Source organism: Actinomyces bovis, from assembly GCF_900444995.1.
Lineage (GTDB): Bacteria > Actinomycetota > Actinomycetes > Actinomycetales > Actinomycetaceae > Actinomyces > Actinomyces bovis.
In genome coordinates this window covers 53,752-72,626 of record NZ_UAPQ01000007.1, presented here as the reverse complement: position 1 = coordinate 72,626, position 18,875 = coordinate 53,752, and the positions used below count along the sequence as shown (strand labels likewise).

General features: G+C 65.2%; 19 protein-coding genes. 7 read left to right on the top strand and 12 right to left on the bottom strand.

Annotated features, from left to right (window positions below; all coding sequences use genetic code 11):
- Positions 1-170: 170 nt before the first annotated feature.
- Both DR039_RS05955 and DR039_RS05950 read right to left on the bottom strand, forming a co-directional pair.
- Positions 171-1,070, bottom strand: coding sequence for a polymorphic toxin type 15 domain-containing protein (locus tag DR039_RS05955; RefSeq protein WP_111835633.1), 900 nt, complete (start codon positions 1,068-1,070; stop codon positions 171-173).
- Entirely contained in the window at positions 1,067-1,864 is a 798-nt protein-coding gene (locus DR039_RS05950; protein WP_111836498.1) for a GAD-like domain-containing protein, read from the bottom strand. The genes DR039_RS05955 and DR039_RS05950 overlap by 4 nt, the downstream gene beginning before the upstream one ends.
- Before the next feature lie 154 nt (positions 1,865-2,018).
- On the opposite strand from DR039_RS05950, the gene DR039_RS05945 reads away from it, so the two are divergent.
- A protein-coding gene (locus DR039_RS05945) for an IS3 family transposase (RefSeq protein WP_111836497.1) occupies positions 2,019-3,247 on the top strand; the annotation gives its coding sequence in 2 pieces (ribosomal slippage) (positions 2,019-2,310 and positions 2,310-3,247; 1,230 coding nt in all).
- On the opposite strand, the gene DR039_RS05940 is transcribed toward DR039_RS05945, so the two are convergent.
- Complete coding sequence (locus DR039_RS05940) at positions 3,244-3,687, bottom strand: polymorphic toxin type 15 domain-containing protein (RefSeq protein ID WP_111836496.1); 444 nt, start codon at positions 3,685-3,687, stop codon at positions 3,244-3,246. The genes DR039_RS05945 and DR039_RS05940 overlap by 4 nt on opposite strands.
- On the bottom strand, positions 3,684-4,493 hold the full coding sequence (locus tag DR039_RS05935; protein ID WP_111836495.1) for a GAD-like domain-containing protein: 810 nt from the start codon (positions 4,491-4,493) through the stop codon (positions 3,684-3,686). The genes DR039_RS05940 and DR039_RS05935 overlap by 4 nt, the downstream gene beginning before the upstream one ends.
- 253 nt (positions 4,494-4,746) lie before the next feature.
- Between DR039_RS05935 and DR039_RS05930 the strand changes: the two genes are divergently transcribed.
- Positions 4,747-5,589: a CDP-alcohol phosphatidyltransferase family protein gene (locus DR039_RS05930; protein WP_111836494.1), complete on the top strand. Its 843-nt coding sequence runs from the start codon at positions 4,747-4,749 to the stop codon at positions 5,587-5,589.
- Positions 5,590-5,652: 63 nt separating this feature from the next.
- On the opposite strand, the gene DR039_RS05925 is transcribed toward DR039_RS05930, so the two are convergent.
- Together DR039_RS05925 and DR039_RS05920 are read right to left on the bottom strand one after the other, a co-directional pair.
- Complete coding sequence (locus DR039_RS05925; protein WP_111836493.1) at positions 5,653-6,603, bottom strand: hypothetical protein; 951 nt, start codon at positions 6,601-6,603, stop codon at positions 5,653-5,655.
- Between the two features lie 239 nt (positions 6,604-6,842).
- Positions 6,843-7,355: a hypothetical protein gene (locus tag DR039_RS05920; protein ID WP_111836492.1), complete on the bottom strand. Its 513-nt coding sequence runs from the start codon at positions 7,353-7,355 to the stop codon at positions 6,843-6,845.
- A gap of 310 nt (positions 7,356-7,665) precedes the next feature.
- Here DR039_RS05920 and gdhA point away from each other — a divergent pair, with 310 nt between their 5' ends.
- The 5 genes from gdhA (at position 7,666) to purM (ending at position 14,532) form a co-directional block, all read left to right on the top strand.
- Positions 7,666-9,003 (top strand): NADP-specific glutamate dehydrogenase, encoded by a 1,338-nt coding sequence (gene gdhA, locus DR039_RS05915; RefSeq protein WP_111836491.1) that lies wholly within the window; start codon positions 7,666-7,668, stop codon positions 9,001-9,003.
- A gap of 131 nt (positions 9,004-9,134) precedes the next feature.
- Positions 9,135-9,599, top strand: a complete 465-nt coding sequence (locus tag DR039_RS05910; RefSeq protein WP_111836490.1) for a sterol carrier family protein — start codon at positions 9,135-9,137, stop codon at positions 9,597-9,599.
- A gap of 119 nt (positions 9,600-9,718) precedes the next feature.
- Entirely contained in the window at positions 9,719-11,359 is a 1,641-nt protein-coding gene (locus DR039_RS05905) for an RNB domain-containing ribonuclease (protein ID WP_111836489.1), read from the top strand.
- Between the two features lie 211 nt (positions 11,360-11,570).
- A complete protein-coding gene (gene purF, locus DR039_RS05900; protein WP_111836669.1) occupies positions 11,571-13,379 on the top strand; it encodes an amidophosphoribosyltransferase in 1,809 nt (602 codons plus the stop codon).
- Complete coding sequence (purM, locus tag DR039_RS05895) at positions 13,369-14,532, top strand: phosphoribosylformylglycinamidine cyclo-ligase (RefSeq protein WP_111836488.1); 1,164 nt, start codon at positions 13,369-13,371, stop codon at positions 14,530-14,532. The genes purF and purM overlap by 11 nt, the downstream gene beginning before the upstream one ends.
- Before the next feature lie 2 nt (positions 14,533-14,534).
- Here purM and DR039_RS05890 read toward each other — a convergent pair whose 3' ends face one another.
- The 6 genes from DR039_RS05890 to DR039_RS05865 all read right to left on the bottom strand — a co-directional run bounded on the left by DR039_RS05890 (position 14,535) and on the right by DR039_RS05865 (position 18,787).
- Positions 14,535-15,830: an MFS transporter gene (locus DR039_RS05890; RefSeq protein ID WP_111836487.1), complete on the bottom strand. Its 1,296-nt coding sequence runs from the start codon at positions 15,828-15,830 to the stop codon at positions 14,535-14,537.
- Complete coding sequence (locus tag DR039_RS05885) at positions 15,827-16,672, bottom strand: TetR/AcrR family transcriptional regulator (protein WP_111836486.1); 846 nt, start codon at positions 16,670-16,672, stop codon at positions 15,827-15,829. The genes DR039_RS05890 and DR039_RS05885 overlap by 4 nt, the downstream gene beginning before the upstream one ends.
- A gap of 341 nt (positions 16,673-17,013) precedes the next feature.
- Positions 17,014-17,226 (bottom strand): DUF3073 domain-containing protein, encoded by a 213-nt coding sequence (locus DR039_RS05880; RefSeq protein ID WP_111836485.1) that lies wholly within the window; start codon positions 17,224-17,226, stop codon positions 17,014-17,016.
- Between the two features lie 196 nt (positions 17,227-17,422).
- On the bottom strand, positions 17,423-17,608 hold the full coding sequence (locus tag DR039_RS05875; protein ID WP_111836484.1) for a DUF3618 domain-containing protein: 186 nt from the start codon (positions 17,606-17,608) through the stop codon (positions 17,423-17,425).
- Positions 17,605-18,309 (bottom strand): hypothetical protein, encoded by a 705-nt coding sequence (locus DR039_RS05870; RefSeq protein WP_111836483.1) that lies wholly within the window; start codon positions 18,307-18,309, stop codon positions 17,605-17,607. Before DR039_RS05870 ends, DR039_RS05875 begins: the two co-directional genes overlap by 4 nt.
- On the bottom strand, positions 18,302-18,787 hold the full coding sequence (locus DR039_RS05865) for a phage holin family protein (protein WP_111836482.1): 486 nt from the start codon (positions 18,785-18,787) through the stop codon (positions 18,302-18,304). The genes DR039_RS05870 and DR039_RS05865 overlap by 8 nt, the downstream gene beginning before the upstream one ends.
- Positions 18,788-18,875: the final 88 nt, after the last annotated feature.

Here is an 18,875-nt window from a genome sequence, read left to right as displayed (position 1 = left end):
GCTGAGGTCCCTGTGCTCACTGGTGAACTGGATCATAAACGGTTGAGGTGTTCGAATTTTTGAGCACCACTGAAGTGGTTTGTAGCCCATTGATATTACGTAACTCAATTTTTCGCACCGCAGTTTCTCAGATAGTCTCTCCGTTTGATAATTTCTGGTGTGTTGATTGTTTAGAGTTTGGGTTTTTTGTGGTGTGTGGTGTGGGTGGGGTGGGTGTGTTTGTGGGTTGTGTGGGTGAGGGCTTTGAGGATTTCTTGTTTGGTGTGGGGGTTGTGTTGTGTGTGGGTGGGTGGTGGTTTGGGGGTTTGGATGCTTAGGGTGTGGCGGATCTTGGCGGCAGTGGTGAGTGTGGGTGGTTGGGGTGGTGTGTTGTGAGTGGGTTGGGTTGGGTGTTTCAGGGGTGGGGGTGGCTGTTTTGCGCGTAGGCGTTCAACGTTTTGGCGTCGATTAGTTAGCACTACTTGGAAGTGCATGGGTAGGTGCCCGTAACCAGAAGCGATCTGCTTGTGGGCAGCTGCATCAATAAGGGCCGCATTGGAGCGGTTTTGTGCACCCAGTGAGGAGTTAACCGCACGATCACCAGGAATAGGCGCACCCCCACGATCCAGAGCGGGGGAAGGCTCGCCGCCAAGAATCTGATCAGGGTTATGCAAGATCGCTACTTGCTTCATAACCTCACGCGCCCACCGCCTAGCCTCAGCCTCTGAAGGCTTGTCTTCGAGCTTCTTGCGGTAGCGAGTGAGTCTGTTCTCGAGGTCGGTGCGGGCTCGTTGGGTGGCAGCAGCGCCTTGCCTGCCTTGGTGTTTGAACACTTCACGGGCTTGGACGTACTTGTCCGCCGGTATCTGGGCTAAGACGCTGTATTGACCATCGAGCTGGAACTCAAACTCCTGACCCATGGTTTGCAGCTGCGCTGAGCGACCGTTGAAGTACACGCTGCGCACCACCTGGGTGAGCCCAGTTAGTGTTTGAGCTGCGGTGTACTGTTTGGCGACCGCCCCGGGGTCTTCACCCCTGATACTGTGAGTAAAACCGTAGTCCTCGGGCAGTGACACCGGATTTGGGTTCATGGGCCGGTAGTGGGCTCAGCACCGATAATAGGGGCGATTTGCTCCCAAGCACCTCCAACAGGGTCACTGATAGCGATCTCGTCTTGCTGAGCTTGCAGACTCAGATAGGTAAAAGCATTCACGATACGCAGATTGTCTACACTCAAAGACCCACCCAACACCACAGGCAGAACAAAACCATAAACCTCATCAACCCCCAAAGGCCCTAAACGCTCCAAAGCCTGAGACGGCAAAGGGCGCCCACCCTCGTCGTCTGGGAGATATGCCATGCTTCCAAAGAACATGTCTCCTGCTCGTTGAGGCGCACCGGGTTGGGTGAAAGTGCGTCGCGCGAGTTGGTCAACAATCACCTCATGGTAGACAGGGTCGATCTCTAGAGTGTCACCGGTGTTTTCTCCCCATAGGAACATGGTGCCCATAGCGTTGCGGGCCAGGCAATGCCAAGTGTCTGTGAACGGCAAACGCTCCATGACCGGATCTAACCAGTCCTGGACCACCGGAGCCCACTTCAAAGGATCAGTGATCCAAAATGCCCCACCGCTAAAACCCTCAAACCCAAAGCGCTGCCAAGTGTGAATAATCGAGCGCGGCAACACCGGAGCAAACCGCTCAATATGCTCACCACTAACCGCCTCCCCCACCCCCATAGGCTGCAAATTCGCCCCCTCAGGCCCCAACAGGTCCCGGTCGATCAGCCTGTCAGTCTCAGCATCCATCTCAGCCAAACTCTGCGGCTCAGGCACCGGGATGATGTCCCAAGGATCAGGGATCAACGGAACACTATCGCGACTCATCACACGCCTCCCAAAAACTCACCCAGAACAACCAAACCCAGCAACCACCAGACACACAACCAGCCCAGCAACCACTGACTGCACACTACCAGCCAACCCACACCAACTGAAGCGCCCCAGGTTTTGTTCCGCGGTTGTTGTGAGAGGATTTCGCATGCCAAGGAACTATCCGAGAGAGTTTCAGGATCGGGCTGTGCGCCTTGTGGAGGATCGTCTTCGGGATGATCCTGGAGCGTCTGAGACGAGCGTGATCGCTGATACCGCGATGAAGCTGGGGACATCGAGGGAATCTCTTCGGCGCTGGGTGGTCCAATCCCGAGTGGATTCTGGAACGCGCCCGGGAGTGTCAACGTCGGAGAGTGAAGAGATTCGCCGGCTGCGCAAGGAGAACGCGCAGCTGCGGCGCACGAATGAGATCTTGAAGTTGGCGTCGGCTTTTTTCGCATCGGAACTCGACCCCCAACGTCGGAAATGATCGCCTTCATCGACGCTTATCGTGATCGTTTTTCTGTCGAGTTCATCTGTCAGACGTTGAACCGTGAACGCGCCGGCGGGTTCGTGTCCTCGCGGGGCTACCGGGCGGCGAAAACTCGGCCCCCGTCGGTACGCTCGCTCAATGATGCCGTCCTCATCGGGGAGATCGCCACGATTTTCGAGGCGAACTACAGGGTGTATGGGGTGCGCAAGATGTGGCATGCCCTCAAACGCTCCGGTTGGAGTGTCGGACGCGAGCAGGTCGCCCGGCTCATGCGGACGGCGGGGATTTGTGGTGTTCGCAGAGGCCGGACCCCCATCACCACCCGCAAGGGCAGGCAGGCAGACACGCGCCCAGATCTGGTCGAACGCCAGTTCACGGCTGATCGGCCCAACCAACTGTGGGTCGCCGACATGACCTACGTTCGAACGAAGGTCGGGTTCGTGTACACGGCCTTCGTCACCGACGTGTTCTCCCGCAAGATCGTCGGCTGGTCGACACGCTCGTCCATGAAGACCGAAGCGTTACCGCTCGAAGCTCTCGATCAAGCGATCGCGCAGGCTCGGGGCAACCTGGAAGGGCTCGTGCATCACAGTGACCACGGCTCCCAGTACGTCTCGATTGTCTACAACGACACGCTCACGGGCCTGGGGATCAAGGCGTCGACGGGGACCGTGGGGGATTCCTACGACAATGCGCTCGCCGAGACCGTCAACGGCTTGTACAAGACCGAGCTCATCTACACCGGGCAGTGGGAATCCCTGGCCGAGGTGGAATTTGCGACCTTGTCGTGGGTGCACTGGTGGAACACCGCTCGCCTCCATCAGGCACTGGGCTACCAGACGCCCGAAGAGGTCATCCACACCTACAATCAACGCCGGACACCAACACCGGTGACCACCCACTAAAAGAAGCGGAACAAAACCTGGGGCGCTTCAACTTGCTTCATAACCTCACGCGCCCACCGCCTAGCCTCAGCCTCTGAAGGCTTGTCCTCAAGATCCACGCGGTAGTCGGTGAGTCTGTTCTCGAGTTTAGTGCGGGCTCGTTGGGTGGCAGCAGCGCCTTGCCTGCCTTGGTGTTTGAACACTTCACGGGCTTGGACGTACTTGTCCGCCGGTATCTGGGCTAAGACGCTGTATTGACCATCGAGCTGGAACTCAAACTCCTGACCCATGGTTTGCAGCTGCGCTGAGTGACCGTTGAAGTACACGCTGCGCACCACCTGGGTGAGCCCAGTTAGTGTTTGAGCTGCGGTGTACTGTTTGGCGACCGCCCCGGGGTCTTCACCCCTGATACTGTGAGTAAAACCGTAGTCCTCGGGCAGGGACACCGGATTTGGGTTCATGGGCCGGTAGTGGGCTCAGCACCGATAATAGGGGCGATTTGCTCCCAAGCACCTCCAACAGGGTCACTGATAGCGATCTCGTCTTGCTGAGCTTGCAGACTCAGATAGGTAAAAGCATTCACGATACGCAGATTGTCTACACTCAAAGACCCACCCAACACCACAGGCAGAACAAAACCATAAACCTCATCAACCCCCAAAGGCCCTAAACGCTCCAAAGCCTGAGGCATAAGTGGGCGACTATCCGCATCCAAAGCGCTGGTCAGGTAGGAGTCTGCCGGACTTATGAAGGTAACACGTCCTTGCTGCTCGCGACGCCCAGGGTCAGCGAAGGTGCGTCGCGCGAGTTGGTCAACAATCACCTCATGGTAGACAGGGTCGATCTCCAAGCTGTGGCCACTGTTTTCTCCCCATAGGAACATGGTGCCCATAGCGTTGCGGGCCAGGCAATGCCAAGTGTCTGTGAACGGCAAACGCTCCATGACCGGATCTAACCAGTCCTGGACCACCGGAGCCCACTTCAAAGGATCAGTGATCCAAAATGCCCCACCGCTAAAACCCTCAAACCCAAAGCGCTGCCAAGTGTGAATAATCGAGCGCGGCAACACCGGAGCAAACCGCTCAATATGCTCACCACTAACCGCCTCCCCCACCCCCATAGGCCGCAAATTCGCCCCTTCAGGGTCAAACAGGTCCCGGTCGATCAGCCTGTCAGTCTCAGCATCCATCTCAGCCAAACTCTGCGGCTCAGGCACCGGGATGATGTCCCAAGGATCAGGGATCAACGGAACACTATCGCGACTCATCGCACGCCTCCCAAAAACTCACCCAGAACAACCAAACCCAGCAACCACCAGACACACAACCAGCCCAGTAACCACTGACTGCACACTACCAGCCAACCCACACCAACACCCGCAAAGCACAGCTGGGGCGCTGGGTGGCTTGAATTAGCTGCCCGGCGCCCCTGCGTTACTGCTTTGACGTGAAACTGCGCCACATCCCACACTGCCTGAGTGGGACTTGTGGGAGGTGGACTAGCGGTGAACCTGCCATAGGATGCAGCAGACCGTCCTCCCCAAACGAAGGTTCATTGTGGCCACCGCCCCTCCTCCCCAGCCCGCCGTCGCCCCTACTGGCAGCCCTGCTCTGCCGGGTGGGTCCGGGACTACGCCACCCAAGCGCAATCAGGTCCTAGCTGGTTGGGCCGTGCACGCCTTCACCATGTCCGGGATCGTATGGGCCAGCCTGGCGCTGCTCGCCTTGTACGAGGGCTCCCTGAAGCTGATGTGGCTGTGGCTGGTGGTGGCACTGGTGGTCGACGGCGTGGACGGCACCCTGGCCCGGCGCGTGCGCATCAAAGAGGCGGTGCCGTGGTTTGACGGCTCGGTTACCGACATCATCATCGACTACCTGACCTGGACCTTCATCCCCGGCGTCTTCATGTACCTGCACCTGCCGCTCGGTCCAAAATCCCTGGCCGGAGTGCTGGTGCTAGTGGCACTGATCTCCTCCCTATTCTGCTACGCGAACGAGGGGGAGAAGTCTGCCGACAACTACTTTGTGGGCTTCCCCGCTGCTTGGAATGTGGTGGCCGTGATGATGTGGGTGCTGCACACTCCCGCCCTTTTCAACGTCGTCTGCTTGGTGGCGCTGGCCATTTTGACCCTGGTACCCACCCACTACGCCCACCCCATGCGTGTGGTGAAGCGGCGCTCCTTGCTGATCGCACTGGTGCTCGCCTGGATGGTAGGCACCATCTGGCTGGTGGTCGTCTACCCGAGTCGGCCCCTGCCCGCCATGTTGCTGTCGGTGGTCTGTGGGGGCTGGTTCCTGGTGATTGGCGTGCTGCGCACCCTCCAGGGGCGTCCCGACGAGGTCGAGGGCGCACTGGACAGCTGAGTTCAGCGCTGCGCGGAGGACCGGGGCCCGCCCAGCGATTCAGGGCTGCCTAGGGCGCGTCCGTTAACGGTGCTCGCGCAGGCCTTTGCTTACGACGACGTCACGCAACCAGCGCAGGACCTCCAAGGCTGCCGCCCCCAGAATCATGGCCACCACGGCCGCCACCACCCCATGCGGGTAGTCCCTGCCCTGCGTCCAGAAGTAGATATAGGGCGAAGTGAAGGTCACAAGTGTGGTCAGCAGGCCCAGCGCGCGGATGCGCAGGCGGCGGCCGGAGAACATCGCCACGATGCCCCAGGTGTAGGGGATCGCGGTGAGCACATCGATAGCCCACAGCACCCCCAGATGCCCCGTGAAGCCCGGTACAAAAGCCACCGGCAGGGCCCGCAGCGAGGAGTAGATAAACACTGCCGCGTAGGCCAGGAACACCGGGTTGGACATGGCGCGGCGCACCAGCGTGCGTTCAGTGAAGGCCACCTCAGCGCGGCGCATGGCTGCCAAGGTGCGTCGGGAGCAGCGCATGGTGTCTGTGCCCTCTAGGCATTGGCGTAGGAAGCTGCGCCCGGCTTCACCCCGGTCAGATAGGGCGACGACGACGTCAGCTGGGTGCACTCCCGCCACCACGCGGCCCTCGGCGTCGGCAGGGCCCACCTGATGGACTAGATCCACGCCCAGGACTTGGCGCAGGCGCTCCAGGGCGGCGCTGGGCAACTGGACCAGCCACAGGCGCGTGCGTTGCTCTACCGCGTGGTCCAGGGCATTGCCCAGCTGCCAGCCAAGGCTGTCAGGCTGGAGCAGGGTGGTGGGGTCGGCGTCGGCCAACTCGGCCAGCAGTGGCCGCTCGACGACGTCGCTAGCGGCCCGCAAGTCACCGATGCGCCCGGCGCCGCTCGCCCTTAGGAGTGCCTGTGGATCCAGGACCGTGCGCTGCACCAGCGGGACTGAAAGCATGGAGCGCAGCGCTAGAAGGCGGCTCAGCAGGCCGGGTTTGCGGCGAGAGGCAGGCTGAGTCATGGCGGCAGCTTTTCAGAAGCGGAGCCGTTCTGTCTCCTCGGCTCCCCAGGAAGTTGACGGCGTGTCCGACCTCACGGTGCCTCCAGAGTGCCTAGCGCTGGCACACTGCAGTGCTGCGCCGCGGGCGCCCTCCTGCATATCGAGGGCCTTGAGCGGGCACGAATTCCAAGGGAGGCCCGCCTGCCCATTCGCGTTTCCTGGGCTGATTCGCCTGCCGTGCGGCGCCTGGGCTTAGCTGCTCAGTCAGGCAGCGAGTTCACCGAGGCGACGAGCGCGGACGTGATTAAGGCCAAGGAGACCGCTTCACTGATGTACAGCCAGATCGCGGTCTGGGTGAGACCGCCGAGCAGTTGCAGGTTCGAGAGGGCCTGCGCCATGTAGACACCAGCCAGAACAATGCCCAGGTAGCGCCGGCGCTGGCCTGCTGAAGGTCGGGATGCGGCGAAACTGACCAGCAGCCCACTTAGGAGCAAGACCAAGATCGGCAGGTAGCTGAGATTCGCCACTGCCTTGTGTATGAGCTCGAACCAGCTCACGTTGTCACGCAGGAGTACGCCTGCCGCCGTCAGGCGGGCGAAAATCGAGAGCGCAGTGGCAAAGGCCCAGCACTTGGCTGCGGTCACCAGGTGGGGATTTGAACGAGCAGGGCGGTAGACGGTTTGGTCACGGCTGCGGTCGTAGTTCGGGGACAGGGAATGCAGGGCGCTAAGGTCCAGGGGCTTGAATGACTCAGGGTCCTCAGGGATGGGCATGTCGTCAATGATTGCACGGGGTGGCGGTGACCTGGACGAGCGCAGCGCCAGGAGGCGGCTGCGCAGGCGGGGTTTGTGGCGAGAGGCGGGCCGAGTCAGGGGGCAGCTTTTGCAGATCTAGAACCGTCGCAGCTTTTACCCTGGGCTGCGGTTATATCTGGCACTCCCCAGCATTCAGCCGCTTAGCGAGATGTTTCGTCTCAGTTTCCGACCGGGTGCAAGACTTCAATTCGGCGCAGAAACTGTGTGCATCGACTGCGTTCTGCCACAGCTCTGCCGCCACTATCCCTCTGGTAGTTAGGAGTCCAGCGTGCAGGAGAGCATTGAGAAGGTCTATCAGCAGGTTGTCGAGCGCAACCGTGGCGAAGCTGAGTTTCACCAAGCGGTCCGAGAGGTCCTCGACTCGCTGGAGCCCGTAGTCACCAAACACCCTGAATACCTAGAGGCAGCTCTGCTGGAGCGCATCGTTGAGCCCGAGCGTCAGATCATGTTCCGCGTCCCGTGGACCGACGACGCCGGTCAGGTCCACGTCCAGCGTGGTTTCCGCATCCAATTCAACTCGGTGCTGGGCCCCTACAAGGGCGGTCTGCGTTTCCACCCCTCGGTAAATGCCGGAATTATCAAATTCCTGGGCTTCGAGCAGATCTTCAAGAACGCCCTCACCCACCAGCGCATCGGCGGCGGCAAGGGCGGCTCTGACTTCGACCCGCACGGCAAGTCTGACGCCGAGGTCATGCGCTTCTGCCAGTCCTTCATGACCGAACTCTTCCGCCACATCGGCCCGAACACTGACGTCCCCGCCGGAGACATCGGCGTTGGCGGCCGCGAGATCGGCTACCTCTTTGGCCAGTACAAGCGCCTCCAGAACTCTTACGACGCCGGGGTCCTTACCGGCAAGGGCCTGGAATGGGGCGGCTCCCTGGTGCGCACCGAAGCCACGGGCTACGGCACAGTGCTCTTTGCCCAGTCCATGCTGGCCACCAAGGGCGAGTCCCTGGAAGGCAAGAAGATCGCGGTCTCCGGCGCCGGAAACGTGGCCATCTACGCCATCGAGAAGGCCCAGCAGCTGGGCGCCAAGCCCATCACCTTCTCTGACTCTTCCGGCTACGTGGTGGACGAGGCCGGCGTTGACCTAGAGCTCCTCAAGCAGGTCAAGGAGGTCGAGCGTGGGCGCGTGGCCGACTACGTCTCCCGCCGTCCCAGCGCCCGCCTGGTGACCGAAGGCTCGGTCTGGGATGTGCCCGTGGACGTCGCCCTGCCCTGCGCCACCCAGAATGAGCTCAACGGTGACAATGCCGCCGCCCTGCTGCGCAATGGCTGCGGCGTCGTGGCTGAAGGCGCCAATATGCCCTCCACCCCGGAAGCCATTGAGGCCCTCCAGGCCGCCGGCATCCTCTACGCCCCCGGCAAGGCCTCCAACGCCGGTGGGGTGGCCACCTCCGCCCTGGAGATGGAGCAGAACGCGAGCCGCACCCAGTGGAGCTTCGAGACCGCCGAAGCCAAGCTGACCGGCATCATGGCAGGCATTCACGAAGCCTGCGTGGCTGCTGCCGAGGAGTACGGCAAGCCCGGGGACTACGTCCTGGGCGCCAACGCCGCCGGCTTCACCCGCGTAGCCGACGTGATGATGACCCACGGCGTCGTCTGAGGTTTAAATCAGGGCTCAGCCCCGCCAAAACGCCCGTTTGTGACCTAAACGCCCGCAGTGCAGGCGTTCTCGTCACAAACGGGCGAAGTCGTCGGTTTTAGGCCGGTTCACTGCTCGGCTAAGGTCCAGCTATGGCCGCACGACGTCGTATTGATCTTGCTGAGGGGGCGCAGGCCGTGCGCGCCTGGGCCGCCGCTACGAACTCTGGCGCCGCCCCCGGCTCCGGCGCCAACCCCGCCACCACCCCTGCCCTGACCTCAGGCGACGACGCCGTCGGCCCCACGCCCGCCCCGGCTGCAGCCCCAAACCGAGCCACCATCGCCACCGCCGTCCGCTTCACCCTGGAAGAGCTTGCCGCCTGCGCGCCCGGCCGCAGCGTGGAGGTGCGCGTACCTCCCTACGGCGTCACCCAGGCGGTTTCCGGGACCGTGCACCGGCGCGGCACCCCGCCGTCGGTGGTGGAAACCGACGCCGAAACCTGGCTAGCCCTGGCTACCGGCCGCCTCACCTGGGCCGAAGCCCGAGACTCCGGGGCATTAGAGGCCTCCGGGGAGCGCTGCGACCTGTCTGCCTACCTGCCGCTGCTACCCGCCTAAGTGAGGCTGCGCCTCCATAGGCAGCCAAAGTGACATTTCCGCACGGGTGACGCGGCACCACCGTCACCCTCGCGCGAAAATGCAGCATTAGCGGTGGGGAGACTGGGTAGGTTCAGCGCATGACCCGTTCGCGCATCTCCCGATTCACGGCCCCGCCCGCTGAGGTCTCCGCTGCCCTGGACTCCTTGCGCCAGCGCTTTGAAATCCCCAGCGCTTTCTCCGCCGCCGCCCAGGTTGAGGCTGAGCAGGCCGCCCGCGACTGGCAGGCCGACGGCGTCGTTCGCTTCCTACAAAGCGGCGCCCGCGACGCTCGCGACCTGCAACTGGTCACCATCGACCCACCAGGCTCCAAAGACCTGGACCAGGCCCTGCTGATAGAAAGCCCCGGCACCTCCGGGTTCTCAGGCGCTCCTGGCACTCCCGGCGAACCTGGCTCCGCAGCCTCCGCCAGCGCCCCCGCAGCCTCCACGGTGCCCGGCCACACCGGCGCTCGCCCCCTGCCCACCGGCACGGTCTACCGCGTCAGCTACGCCATCGCCTCCCTAGGCACCTTCGTGCAGCCCGGCGGCGCCCTAGACACCGAGCTCCACAGCCGTGGTGAAACTATCTACATCCCCGACCGCCCCACCGCCCTACACCCCGAGGCCCTCTCTCACGCCGTCGCCTCCCTCCTCCCGGACCAGGACACCCCTGCCTGCCTGTGGACCATAGACCTCGACGCCGCAGGCACTGTCCTAGCCGCTCACGTGGAGCGCGCCTTGGTCCGTTCCCGCGCCCGCCTGCACTACCAGCAGGTCCAGGACGCCATCGACGGCCTCGCCCCGCTGCCCCCTGAAGCTCCCACAGACCTGCCCACCCTGTTGGCGGCGGTCGGCAGGCTCCGGCAGGCCCAGGAGGTCAGCCGCGGCGGCATCTCCCTGCGCACCCCTGAACAAGAAGTGCAGGAACTTCCCGGCCACAGCCCCGAGGGCGCCCCCACCGGCTACCGACTGGTCTTCCGCGCCACCCTCCCCGCGGAGGAGTACAACGCCCAAATCTCCCTGCTCACCGGCATCTGCGCCGCCCAGATAATGCTCAAAGCTGGTGTGGGCGTGCTGCGCACCATGCCGCCCGCCCCAGAGGAATCCCTCAAGCGCCTGCGCCGCGTCGCCCGCGGCCTAAAGGTAGATTGGCCCGCTGCGCAGCCTTATCCCGAGCTGATCCGTTCCCTTGACTCAGCTCAACCCGCCCACGCCGCCTTCATGGATCAGGCCGCCGGGCTGTTCCGGGGCGCAGGCTATAAGGCCTTTGGCGTAGCAGAGCTGCCCGTGCCGGAGGGTGACGGCGCCACACATGCGGCGCTCGGCTGCCCCTATGCGCATGTCACCGCGCCGCTGCGCCGCCTGGTGGACCGCTACGGCGAGGAGGTCTGTTTGGCGGTTTGTGCCGGGCAGCCTGTGCCCCCGTGGGTGCTGGACGCGCTGCCAGCCTTGCCGGAGACCATGGCTAGCTGTGGGCGGCGCGCGAGCAGTGTGGAGCGCGGTGCCCTGGATACCTTGGAGGCCCTGGTGTTGCGCGGGAGCGTGGGGGAGATCTTCGACGCCGTCATCACCTCCGTGCGCGGGCCCCGCGGTGAGGTGGTGCTGGCTGAGCCCGCCGTCGTCTCCACCGTGGTGGCGGCAGAGAAACAGCGCCTGCCGGTGGGCGACGCCGTAAAGGTGCGCTTAGAGCAGGCTGACCCGGCCCAAGGGGTCTCCAGGTTCGGGCTGGTCTCCAGCTGAGCTGGCTCCTGCCTGTGGCAGGGCACGGTGGGCCGGTGTAACTGGCATGTGTCGGCTGGAGTGACACACTGTTGGGGTGAGATCAGGCCTCGCCAGCACCGCTCCAGCCCGCAGCCCTCAGCAGCAGTATCTCGACGCCGTAGATATGCCGCAGCAGACAGGTAGTTCTGTCACCGTTGCCAGCTCCGCAAACTTGGCCTCCGGCGCGGTTATGGCCGTGGAGTCCGGCAAGGATTCGGAGCTTGAAACCACAGCAGACCTGGAACCAGCCCCCCGTGAGGAATGCGGCGTCTTTGGAGTGTGGGCTCCCGGTGAGGATGTCTCCCGCCTGAGCTACTTCGGTCTTTACGCCTTGCAGCACCGGGGCCAGGAGGCCGCCGGCATCGCCACTTCCGACGGCCAGAAGATTCTGGTCTACAAGGATCTGGGGCTGGTGTCCCAGGTCTTTGACGACCGCACGCTGGGGACTCTGACGGGCCATATGGCCGTGGCCCACGTGCGCTACTCCACCACCGGTGCCACCACCTGGGAGAACGCCCAGCCCATGCTCGGGCCGGTGGCTGGCTCCACCTTGGCCCTGGCTCACAACGGCAACCTGACCAACACCCGCAAGCTCATGGAGGCCATCCGAAGCACCAGTGGTGAGGACCTCACCGGTGAGCTGGGACGCGGCTCCTCCACTGACACCGCCGTTATGGCCGCTCTGTTCGGTCTCGTATGCGAACGCGGCCACCTGGACGGTTGGGACGGGGACGCCGAGCCCGACGCTGCCCCCGTCCAGCCCGTCGTAGACGGCGCCGAGCCCACCTCCGCCGTCGCCTCCGCCACCAAGGCGCCGTTGCCTCTCTCCCAGGCCGCCCACCGTGTGCTACCCCTGCTGCGCGGCGCCTTCTCCTTGGTGTTCATGGATGAGCACACCCTCTACGCCGCCCGCGACCCCCACGGCGTGCGCCCCCTGGTACTCGGACGCCTGGAACGCGGCTGGGTGGTGGCCTCTGAGACCGCCGCCCTGGACATCGTCGGCGCCACCTTCATGCGGGAGGTGGAGCCCGGTGAACTCTTGCAGATCGACGCCGACGGTCTGCGTTCTAGCCACTTCGCGCAAGCCAAGCGCGCTGGCTGCGTCTTCGAATACGTCTACCTTGCCCGCCCGGATACGCGCATTGCCGGGCGCTCCGTCAACACCGCCCGCAACGCCATGGGGGCTGCCCTAGCCCGTGAATACCCGGTGGAGGCAGATCTGGTGATCGCCACCCCCGAGTCGGGCACCCCCGCCGCCATCGGCTACGCCCAGGCCTCCGGCATCCCCTACGGTCAGGGCCTAGTCAAGAATGCCTATGTGGGCCGCACCTTCATCCAACCCACCCAGACATTGCGCCAGCTCGGCATCCGGCTCAAACTCAATCCCCTGCGCGAGGTCATCTCCGGTAAACGCCTGGTGGTGGTGGACGATTCCATCGTGCGCGGCAACACCCAGCGGGCCCTGGTGCGCATGCTGCGTGAGGCCGGGGCCATCCAGGTGCATATTCGCATCTCCTCGCCTCCGGTGCTTTGGCCCTGCTTTTACGGAATTGACTTCGCGACCCGGGCCGAGCTGATTGCCAGCGGCATGAGCATTGCGGAGATTCGCGAGTCCATTGGGGCGGATACGCTGGGGTACCTCTCAGTGGAGGGCATGGTGGCGGCTTCCGGGCAGCCCCGCGAGGAGCTGTGCATGGCCTGCTTCACCGGCGACTACCCGATTGCCCCGCCCGACGACGGAGTGTCGCTTGGCACTCTGCCGGTCTCCCGCGTGCCCTCCGTGTATCGCAGACGCTCCGAGCAGTGCAGTCAAGCGCCGCAGCTCAGCCAGACCCCCGCGCAGCTTGCCGTCACCCGCCCCGAACTGGCCCGCCCTGACTCGGGCGCAAGCGCTCCCGCACCCGAGCTGGCCCGCCCTAAGCCAAGGCGCCTGGACCTAGCCCACCCCAAGCTGACCGCAGGCGAACCCACCCCTAAGGAGCCCACCAGTGAGCACTGAAAACCCCACCGCCACCGCATCCCCCCAGGCCATCACCTACGCCTCCGCTGGAGTAGACACCGCCGCCGGGGACCGCGCCGTCGAGCTCATGAAAGCCTCCGTGGCCGCCACCATGACCCCGGCCGTGGTTGGGGGAGTGGGGGGCTTCGCCGGGATGGTAGATGTCTCCGAGCTGCGCGCTTACCGGCGTCCGCTCCTGGCCACCTCCACCGACGGCGTCGGCACCAAGGTGGCGATCGCTCAGGCCCTCGACGTGCACCACACCATTGGCCAGGACCTGGTGGGCATGGTGGTGGATGACATCGCCGTGACCGGCGCCCGCCCTCTCCTCATGACCGACTACATTGCCTGCGGGCACGTAGTACCTGAGCGAATCGCTGACATTGTGCGCGGTGTTGCCCAGGCTTGCGCCGCCGTGCATACCCCCCTGCTGGGCGGGGAGACCGCCGAGCACCCTGGCCTTATGGCACCGCATGAGTACGACGTTGCAGGCGCCGCCACCGGCGTGGTGGAAGCCGACCGCCTGCTCGGCGCCGAGCGCGTCCGCCCCGGGGATGTGCTGGTGGCCCTGGCCGCTTCCGGCCTGCACTCCAACGGCTACTCCCTGGTGCGGCGCGTGGTGGAGCACGCCGGCTGGGGCTTGGAGCGGGAGGTGCCCGAGTTCGGACGGACCCTGGGGGAGGAGTTGCTGGAGCCCACTCGCCTGTACTCTGCCCTGTGCCTGGAACTGGTGGACGCCGTCGACCCCACCGACGCCGACCCGACCGCCTTGCGCCTGCACGCCTTCTCCCACATCACCGGCGGTGGCCTAGCCGCGAACCTAGCGCGCGTGCTGCCTGCCGGACTAGTAGCTGACGTGGACCGCTCCACCTGGCAGGTGCCAACCGTCTTCGACCTGGTGCGTCGTCTCGGATCTGTGCCTTGGGAGGACCTGGAGGGCACGCTCAACCTGGGGGTGGGCATGGTGGCGGTGGTGGCCCCGGAGGCTGTGGAGACCGTGGTGCGCGTGGCGCAGGGGGCGGGCGTTCCCGCCTGGCTGTTGGGGCGGGTGCACGCTGGCGCGGACTATCGGGCGCGTGGCCGGGTGGTGGCCGGAACCAAGGGCGTAGACGGCGGGGCTGTGGACATCTTTGGCAGTTACCGCACCGCCTGAGCTCAGCTGCCCTCGGCTACAGGCGCCAGAGCTTGGTCCGGTGGCGCCTTGCGGACGACGACGGCGCGCAGCCCTCGGGACGCGGCCAGCGGTAGCAGTGCCAGGCAGCTTAGGCCCGCCGTCGCGATAAGCAAGGCGGTGCCCCGCCCCGCGCCCGCCCCCACCACAGCGCCCAGAGTCGGCACCAGGGGGCCGCCCTCGCGCAGCAGCGGCTCGAAGCCGTGATCCGCCAGGGGACCGGCGAGGGCGTAGGCCACCAGGTACCCCAGCTGGGAGATCATGCCGATCATTCCCCAGGCCCGCCCCTGCTGCTGGTCAGGTACGCGCGTGCGCACCACCAGATCTGCGCCGGTCTGGCAGGCTGCCAGGGCCCCGAATACTGTGAAACAGCAAAGGCTCAGGCGGGGCAGGGAGTGGGCTAGCGGCACCATGACCAGGCCCGCCGCGAGGAGCGTGATCCCGGTGGTCAGCAGCCGCCAGGGCACTGGGCGGCGCAGTGCCCCCACCACCAGGGCGCCCACCAGCAGGCCGGTCGCGGCCAGGGACTGGGCGGTGCCCACGGCCTCGACGTCGTAGCGGGCCAGCAGCACCACCGGCAGCAGCACCTGCAGGCTGCCGAGCACCACCGTGAGCAGACCGGCCAGGGTGATGGCCCGGCGCACCTCCGGGGTGTGGGCCAGGGTGGCGGCAGCCGTGCGCAGTTGCTCCAGCAGGCGGGCGGTCTGGGCGTCGGTGTGGGAGGCGGTGCGATGACGCACGTACAGCGTGCACGCCAAGGTCACTCCCACGCTGGCGATATCCAGCCACAGGACGGCGGAGACGCCCGCGCGCACCAGCACCGCCCCGGCCAGCACGGGGGCCAGCAAGAACTTGGAGGCGGAGGCCAGTTGCAGCAGGCTGGAGGCTTTGGCGTACTGCTCGGCGGGGACCAGCTCGTTGACGGAGGCGCGCAGGGCCGGCTCGGTCAGGGCCGCCAGGCAGGAGGAGGCGGTCACGCCCGCCAGCACCATGGGCAGGGGTGTGCTGGGACGGGATAGGGCCGCCAGGACCAGCAGCAGGCCGAGTGCGGAGCCGCCGTCGCCCAGCAGCATCATGGTGCGCCGGTCGTGGCGATCGGCCAGCACGCCAGCCAGCGGGCCCAGTAGGACTATGGGGGTGAAGGCGCACAGCTGCACCAGGGCGACGGCGGAAGCGCTGCCTTGCGTGCGGTAGGCCCAGGTGGCCAGGGCGAAGGCGGTCATACCGGAGCCGAGCGAGGTGGTGAAGGAGCCCAGGACCAGGATCAGGAGGCGGTTCATTGTGGGCTGCCTGGGGGCGGGGCGGGGGAGGCCGGGTCAGAGGGTGCGGCAGCTGCGGCCGGGGAGGGCGGCCAGGTCAGATCTGCGCCGAGCAGGGCTGCCGCTGCGCGGATGAGGGCTGTGCGACGCCGGGCTGCGATGGCTCCGGGGGTGCAGGAGGCACCGGTGCTGATACCGGTGCCGTTAGCGGTCCTGATGCTTGTGTGCGAGGCGGCGGCAGAGGCGGGTGCATTGGCCCCGCCCCCGGGCGCATCGGCCCCCTCCCCGGACTGGGCCCTTGAGTCGGCGTCGGATTCCGCTGCCTCCGTGAGATCTGCAGGGGAGAAGATCCCGCCCTCCAGCAGTGTCATGCCGGCGGCCAGGATGATCTCCACGTCGCCGGCCGGGTCGGTGGAGTGCAGCTCACCCGTGGCGACGCCGTCGGCCACCACCTGAGTCAGGAGGGGGTGCAGGTGGCGGTAGGCGTGGGTCAGGGACATGAGGTGGAAGCGCATATTGCCCGCAGCCTGCAGCTGCTGGGACAGGGCGATGTCCTCGTCGTCGGCGCGGGCGGCGGCGAGCACTGCCAGGAGGCGCTGAGGGGCGGGGAGCTGGGCGGCAGCGGTGGCTTCTGCAGCTTGCGCGGAGCGCTGGGAGACCTCCTCGCAGGTGCGGGCGACGATCGCCTCCAGGATCGCCTCCTTGGAGCGGAAGTGATGGTAGAGGGTGCCCTTTGCGATGCCGACGGCGGTCAGGACGTCCTCGATGGTGGCGGTCTCGTAGCCCTTGGCCAGGAACAGGTCCTGCGCCGCGTCCAGGATCTGCTCACGGCGGGCCGAGGCGTTTAGGCGGGTGGGCGGCATGGTTGCTCCGAGTGGGGGTGGTGGCGGTCAGGAGTGAGGTTCCGCCTCAGTGTGTCCGACCGACCGTCGGTCTAGTGGTTTAAGTATGACTCACCGAGGTCCAGCACACAAGTACGCCGGTTCTCGCTGAGCCCTGTGAACGGGCGAATGCCAAGAGGTGCGCGCGTCGCGGTTCACCTCCGGGCAGGAGCCGCAGTACGCGTCGAGCGGCGCGTTCATGTGGCGGCCAGTGCCCGGGTGGGCTAGACGATCGCACTCATACGCGTGCGGCGGGCAGGCATGCGAAAGGGCCGTGGGCTCTGACGAACCCACGGCCCTTCAGCCGTTGTCAAAAGCGACGCTCAGACCTGGGCCGCATCGTCCTCAACCCAGTCCTCATCGTCGTCGGCAATGGCGTACTTAGAGGCCAGCGCCTCATAGTCCATCTCGTCACCGGAGGCGGAGGACGACGCAGAGAGCTCACGCTCCAACGCCGCGTAATCCGTGTCCGGGGTGAAGTACTTGAGCTTCCGTGCGACCTTGGTCGCCTTGGCCTTCTGACGGCCGCGCCCCATAGGCTCGACCCCCTCCAACGTCTCTGGGCGCGCTGGGCGCGCATCTCATGGGCAAATGTGTCGTGGCGCTACCGTACATCGTTTCAGTGCAACTAGGCCATTCCTGAACTGAGCTGCCGGGGTGGTGCACCCCACCTCTCCAAAGCGAGCTTATGCATCCAGGGCCCGGCAGCACTGCAACCCCAGCGCAGAGGCGTCACTTGCGGCGGGAGGTAAGGGCGGAGCGGAGGCGGTAACCAAGCCGCTTCCCAGCCTGCTTGGCCTGCTCCTTGGGACTGAAACGCGCCGCCAGGGCGTCGACGTCGGCCGCCAAGGCCTCCCGTGAGGCCCGCAGCTGCGCCTCAATCTCAGCCACGTCCCGCGTGCGCTCCGGCGAACTCACCGGCGAACCGCCCGCACCACAGCCACCGTGGCGACTCCGGTCAGGCACAGGGCAACACCGGTGGCTACGGCTAGGGCAGTCGGATCGCCGTCGCGCGCATCGTCTAGCAGGTGGCGCAGGCGCGTAGGCAGGTCCTCCACGGCGGACCCAGCAGGGCTGGCTGTGCTGCTGGCAGCCTCAGTGGCCTCCGCATAGATGCCGTAGACCGCTGGCTGTTCCTCCTGGTGACTCACCAGCCCCTTGGCTCGTGAGCACAGCTTGCCCAGCGCTTCAGTGGCGCGTTTGCGCCCCGGGCAACCGCAGGCTGAGCCGCCACAGCAGGCCCCAGCATCGCCGCGCATGACTTTGGCGGCCCGAGTGCGGATATTTGCTAGGGGGGAGCCGGGAGCGGCGATGTCATCCTCACCCTTGGTCTCCAAGAGATCGGCGGCGCGCTCACGCAGCTTGCCGAGCTTGCCAGACAGGCTCTCCGCAGCCTCCCCGACGCCGTCGGCACTGCCGCCGTCCCGCAGCGCGGCCGCGCGGTCGCGCAGAGAAGCCAAAGTGCTGTTGACTTGTTCGCGAGCCTGAGTCTTTAGCGATACCGGGGCGAGCCGTGAGCCCAGGGACTCCAGGTCGAAGGCTAGTGACTCGCGCTGGCGGGCCAGGCGGGCCTCCAACTCGGCAATTGTGGGGGCAGGAGCCTTGGCAGAGTCAGTCATGGTTCTGTGCCTTCTGGAAACCGGAGACGATAGAGGACTTGAGGGTCTTGGCGCTGGTCTTCAGGCCCTCCTGGGGGGCAGGCATGGAGGCCTTGCCTTCCTTGAGTTTCTTAGCTCCGATCAGGCCCAGGATCGCTGCGATCAGCAGCAGCACTACGGCCACGATGAGCTTGCCCGCCCACAAGGGCAAAAATACGCCGATGCCGCGGGCGGCGGCGTCGAATAGGAACCCGAGGCCGTACAGGGCGACGGCGGCGGCGCCCACCAGCAGGCCTGTGCCCAGACCCATCTGGAGGCCCATGTTCTTGGCCTTGGCTTTGGCCAGGTCAAACTCGCCGTGGATCAGGCCGGAAATATTCTCTGAAATCCGGGCAACCAGCTCGCCAAGTGTCGGCTGGGGACTGGGGGGAGTGGTGTTACGTGACACGATCTCGGCTTTCTTGGGAGACGCGTAGGCGGTGCGGAGTAGGCCTAGCATCAGAATCTCATACGCTCGGCCGCTTCGGCAGCGCCACCAGACTACCTGTGCGGACGATCTCCCGCTGCGCGCAAACCGTGGCGGGAGC

Excerpts from the sequence above, each read along its gene's own strand:
- DR039_RS05955 (WP_111835633.1), bottom strand. The coding sequence starts at position 1,070 with ATGAACCCAAATCCGGTGTCACTGCCCGAGGACTACGGTTTTACTCAC.
- DR039_RS05950 (WP_111836498.1), bottom strand. The coding sequence starts at position 1,864 with ATGAGTCGCGATAGTGTTCCGTTGATCCCTGATCCTTGGGACATCATC.
- DR039_RS05940 (WP_111836496.1), bottom strand. The coding sequence starts at position 3,687 with ATGAACCCAAATCCGGTGTCCCTGCCCGAGGACTACGGTTTTACTCAC.
- DR039_RS05935 (WP_111836495.1), bottom strand. The coding sequence starts at position 4,493 with ATGAGTCGCGATAGTGTTCCGTTGATCCCTGATCCTTGGGACATCATC.
- DR039_RS05930 (WP_111836494.1), top strand. The coding sequence starts at position 4,747 with ATGCAGCAGACCGTCCTCCCCAAACGAAGGTTCATTGTGGCCACCGCC.
- DR039_RS05925 (WP_111836493.1), bottom strand. The coding sequence starts at position 6,603 with ATGACTCAGCCTGCCTCTCGCCGCAAACCCGGCCTGCTGAGCCGCCTT.
- DR039_RS05920 (WP_111836492.1), bottom strand. The coding sequence starts at position 7,355 with ATGCCCATCCCTGAGGACCCTGAGTCATTCAAGCCCCTGGACCTTAGC.
- DR039_RS05910 (WP_111836490.1), top strand. The coding sequence starts at position 9,135 with ATGGCCGCACGACGTCGTATTGATCTTGCTGAGGGGGCGCAGGCCGTG.
- DR039_RS05905 (WP_111836489.1), top strand. The coding sequence starts at position 9,719 with ATGACCCGTTCGCGCATCTCCCGATTCACGGCCCCGCCCGCTGAGGTC.
- purF (WP_111836669.1), top strand. The coding sequence starts at position 11,571 with ATGGCCGTGGAGTCCGGCAAGGATTCGGAGCTTGAAACCACAGCAGAC.
- DR039_RS05890 (WP_111836487.1), bottom strand. The coding sequence starts at position 15,830 with ATGAACCGCCTCCTGATCCTGGTCCTGGGCTCCTTCACCACCTCGCTC.
- DR039_RS05885 (WP_111836486.1), bottom strand. The coding sequence starts at position 16,672 with ATGCCGCCCACCCGCCTAAACGCCTCGGCCCGCCGTGAGCAGATCCTG.
- DR039_RS05880 (WP_111836485.1), bottom strand. The coding sequence starts at position 17,226 with ATGGGGCGCGGCCGTCAGAAGGCCAAGGCGACCAAGGTCGCACGGAAG.
- DR039_RS05870 (WP_111836483.1), bottom strand. The coding sequence starts at position 18,309 with ATGACTGACTCTGCCAAGGCTCCTGCCCCCACAATTGCCGAGTTGGAG.
- DR039_RS05865 (WP_111836482.1), bottom strand. The coding sequence starts at position 18,787 with ATGCTAGGCCTACTCCGCACCGCCTACGCGTCTCCCAAGAAAGCCGAG.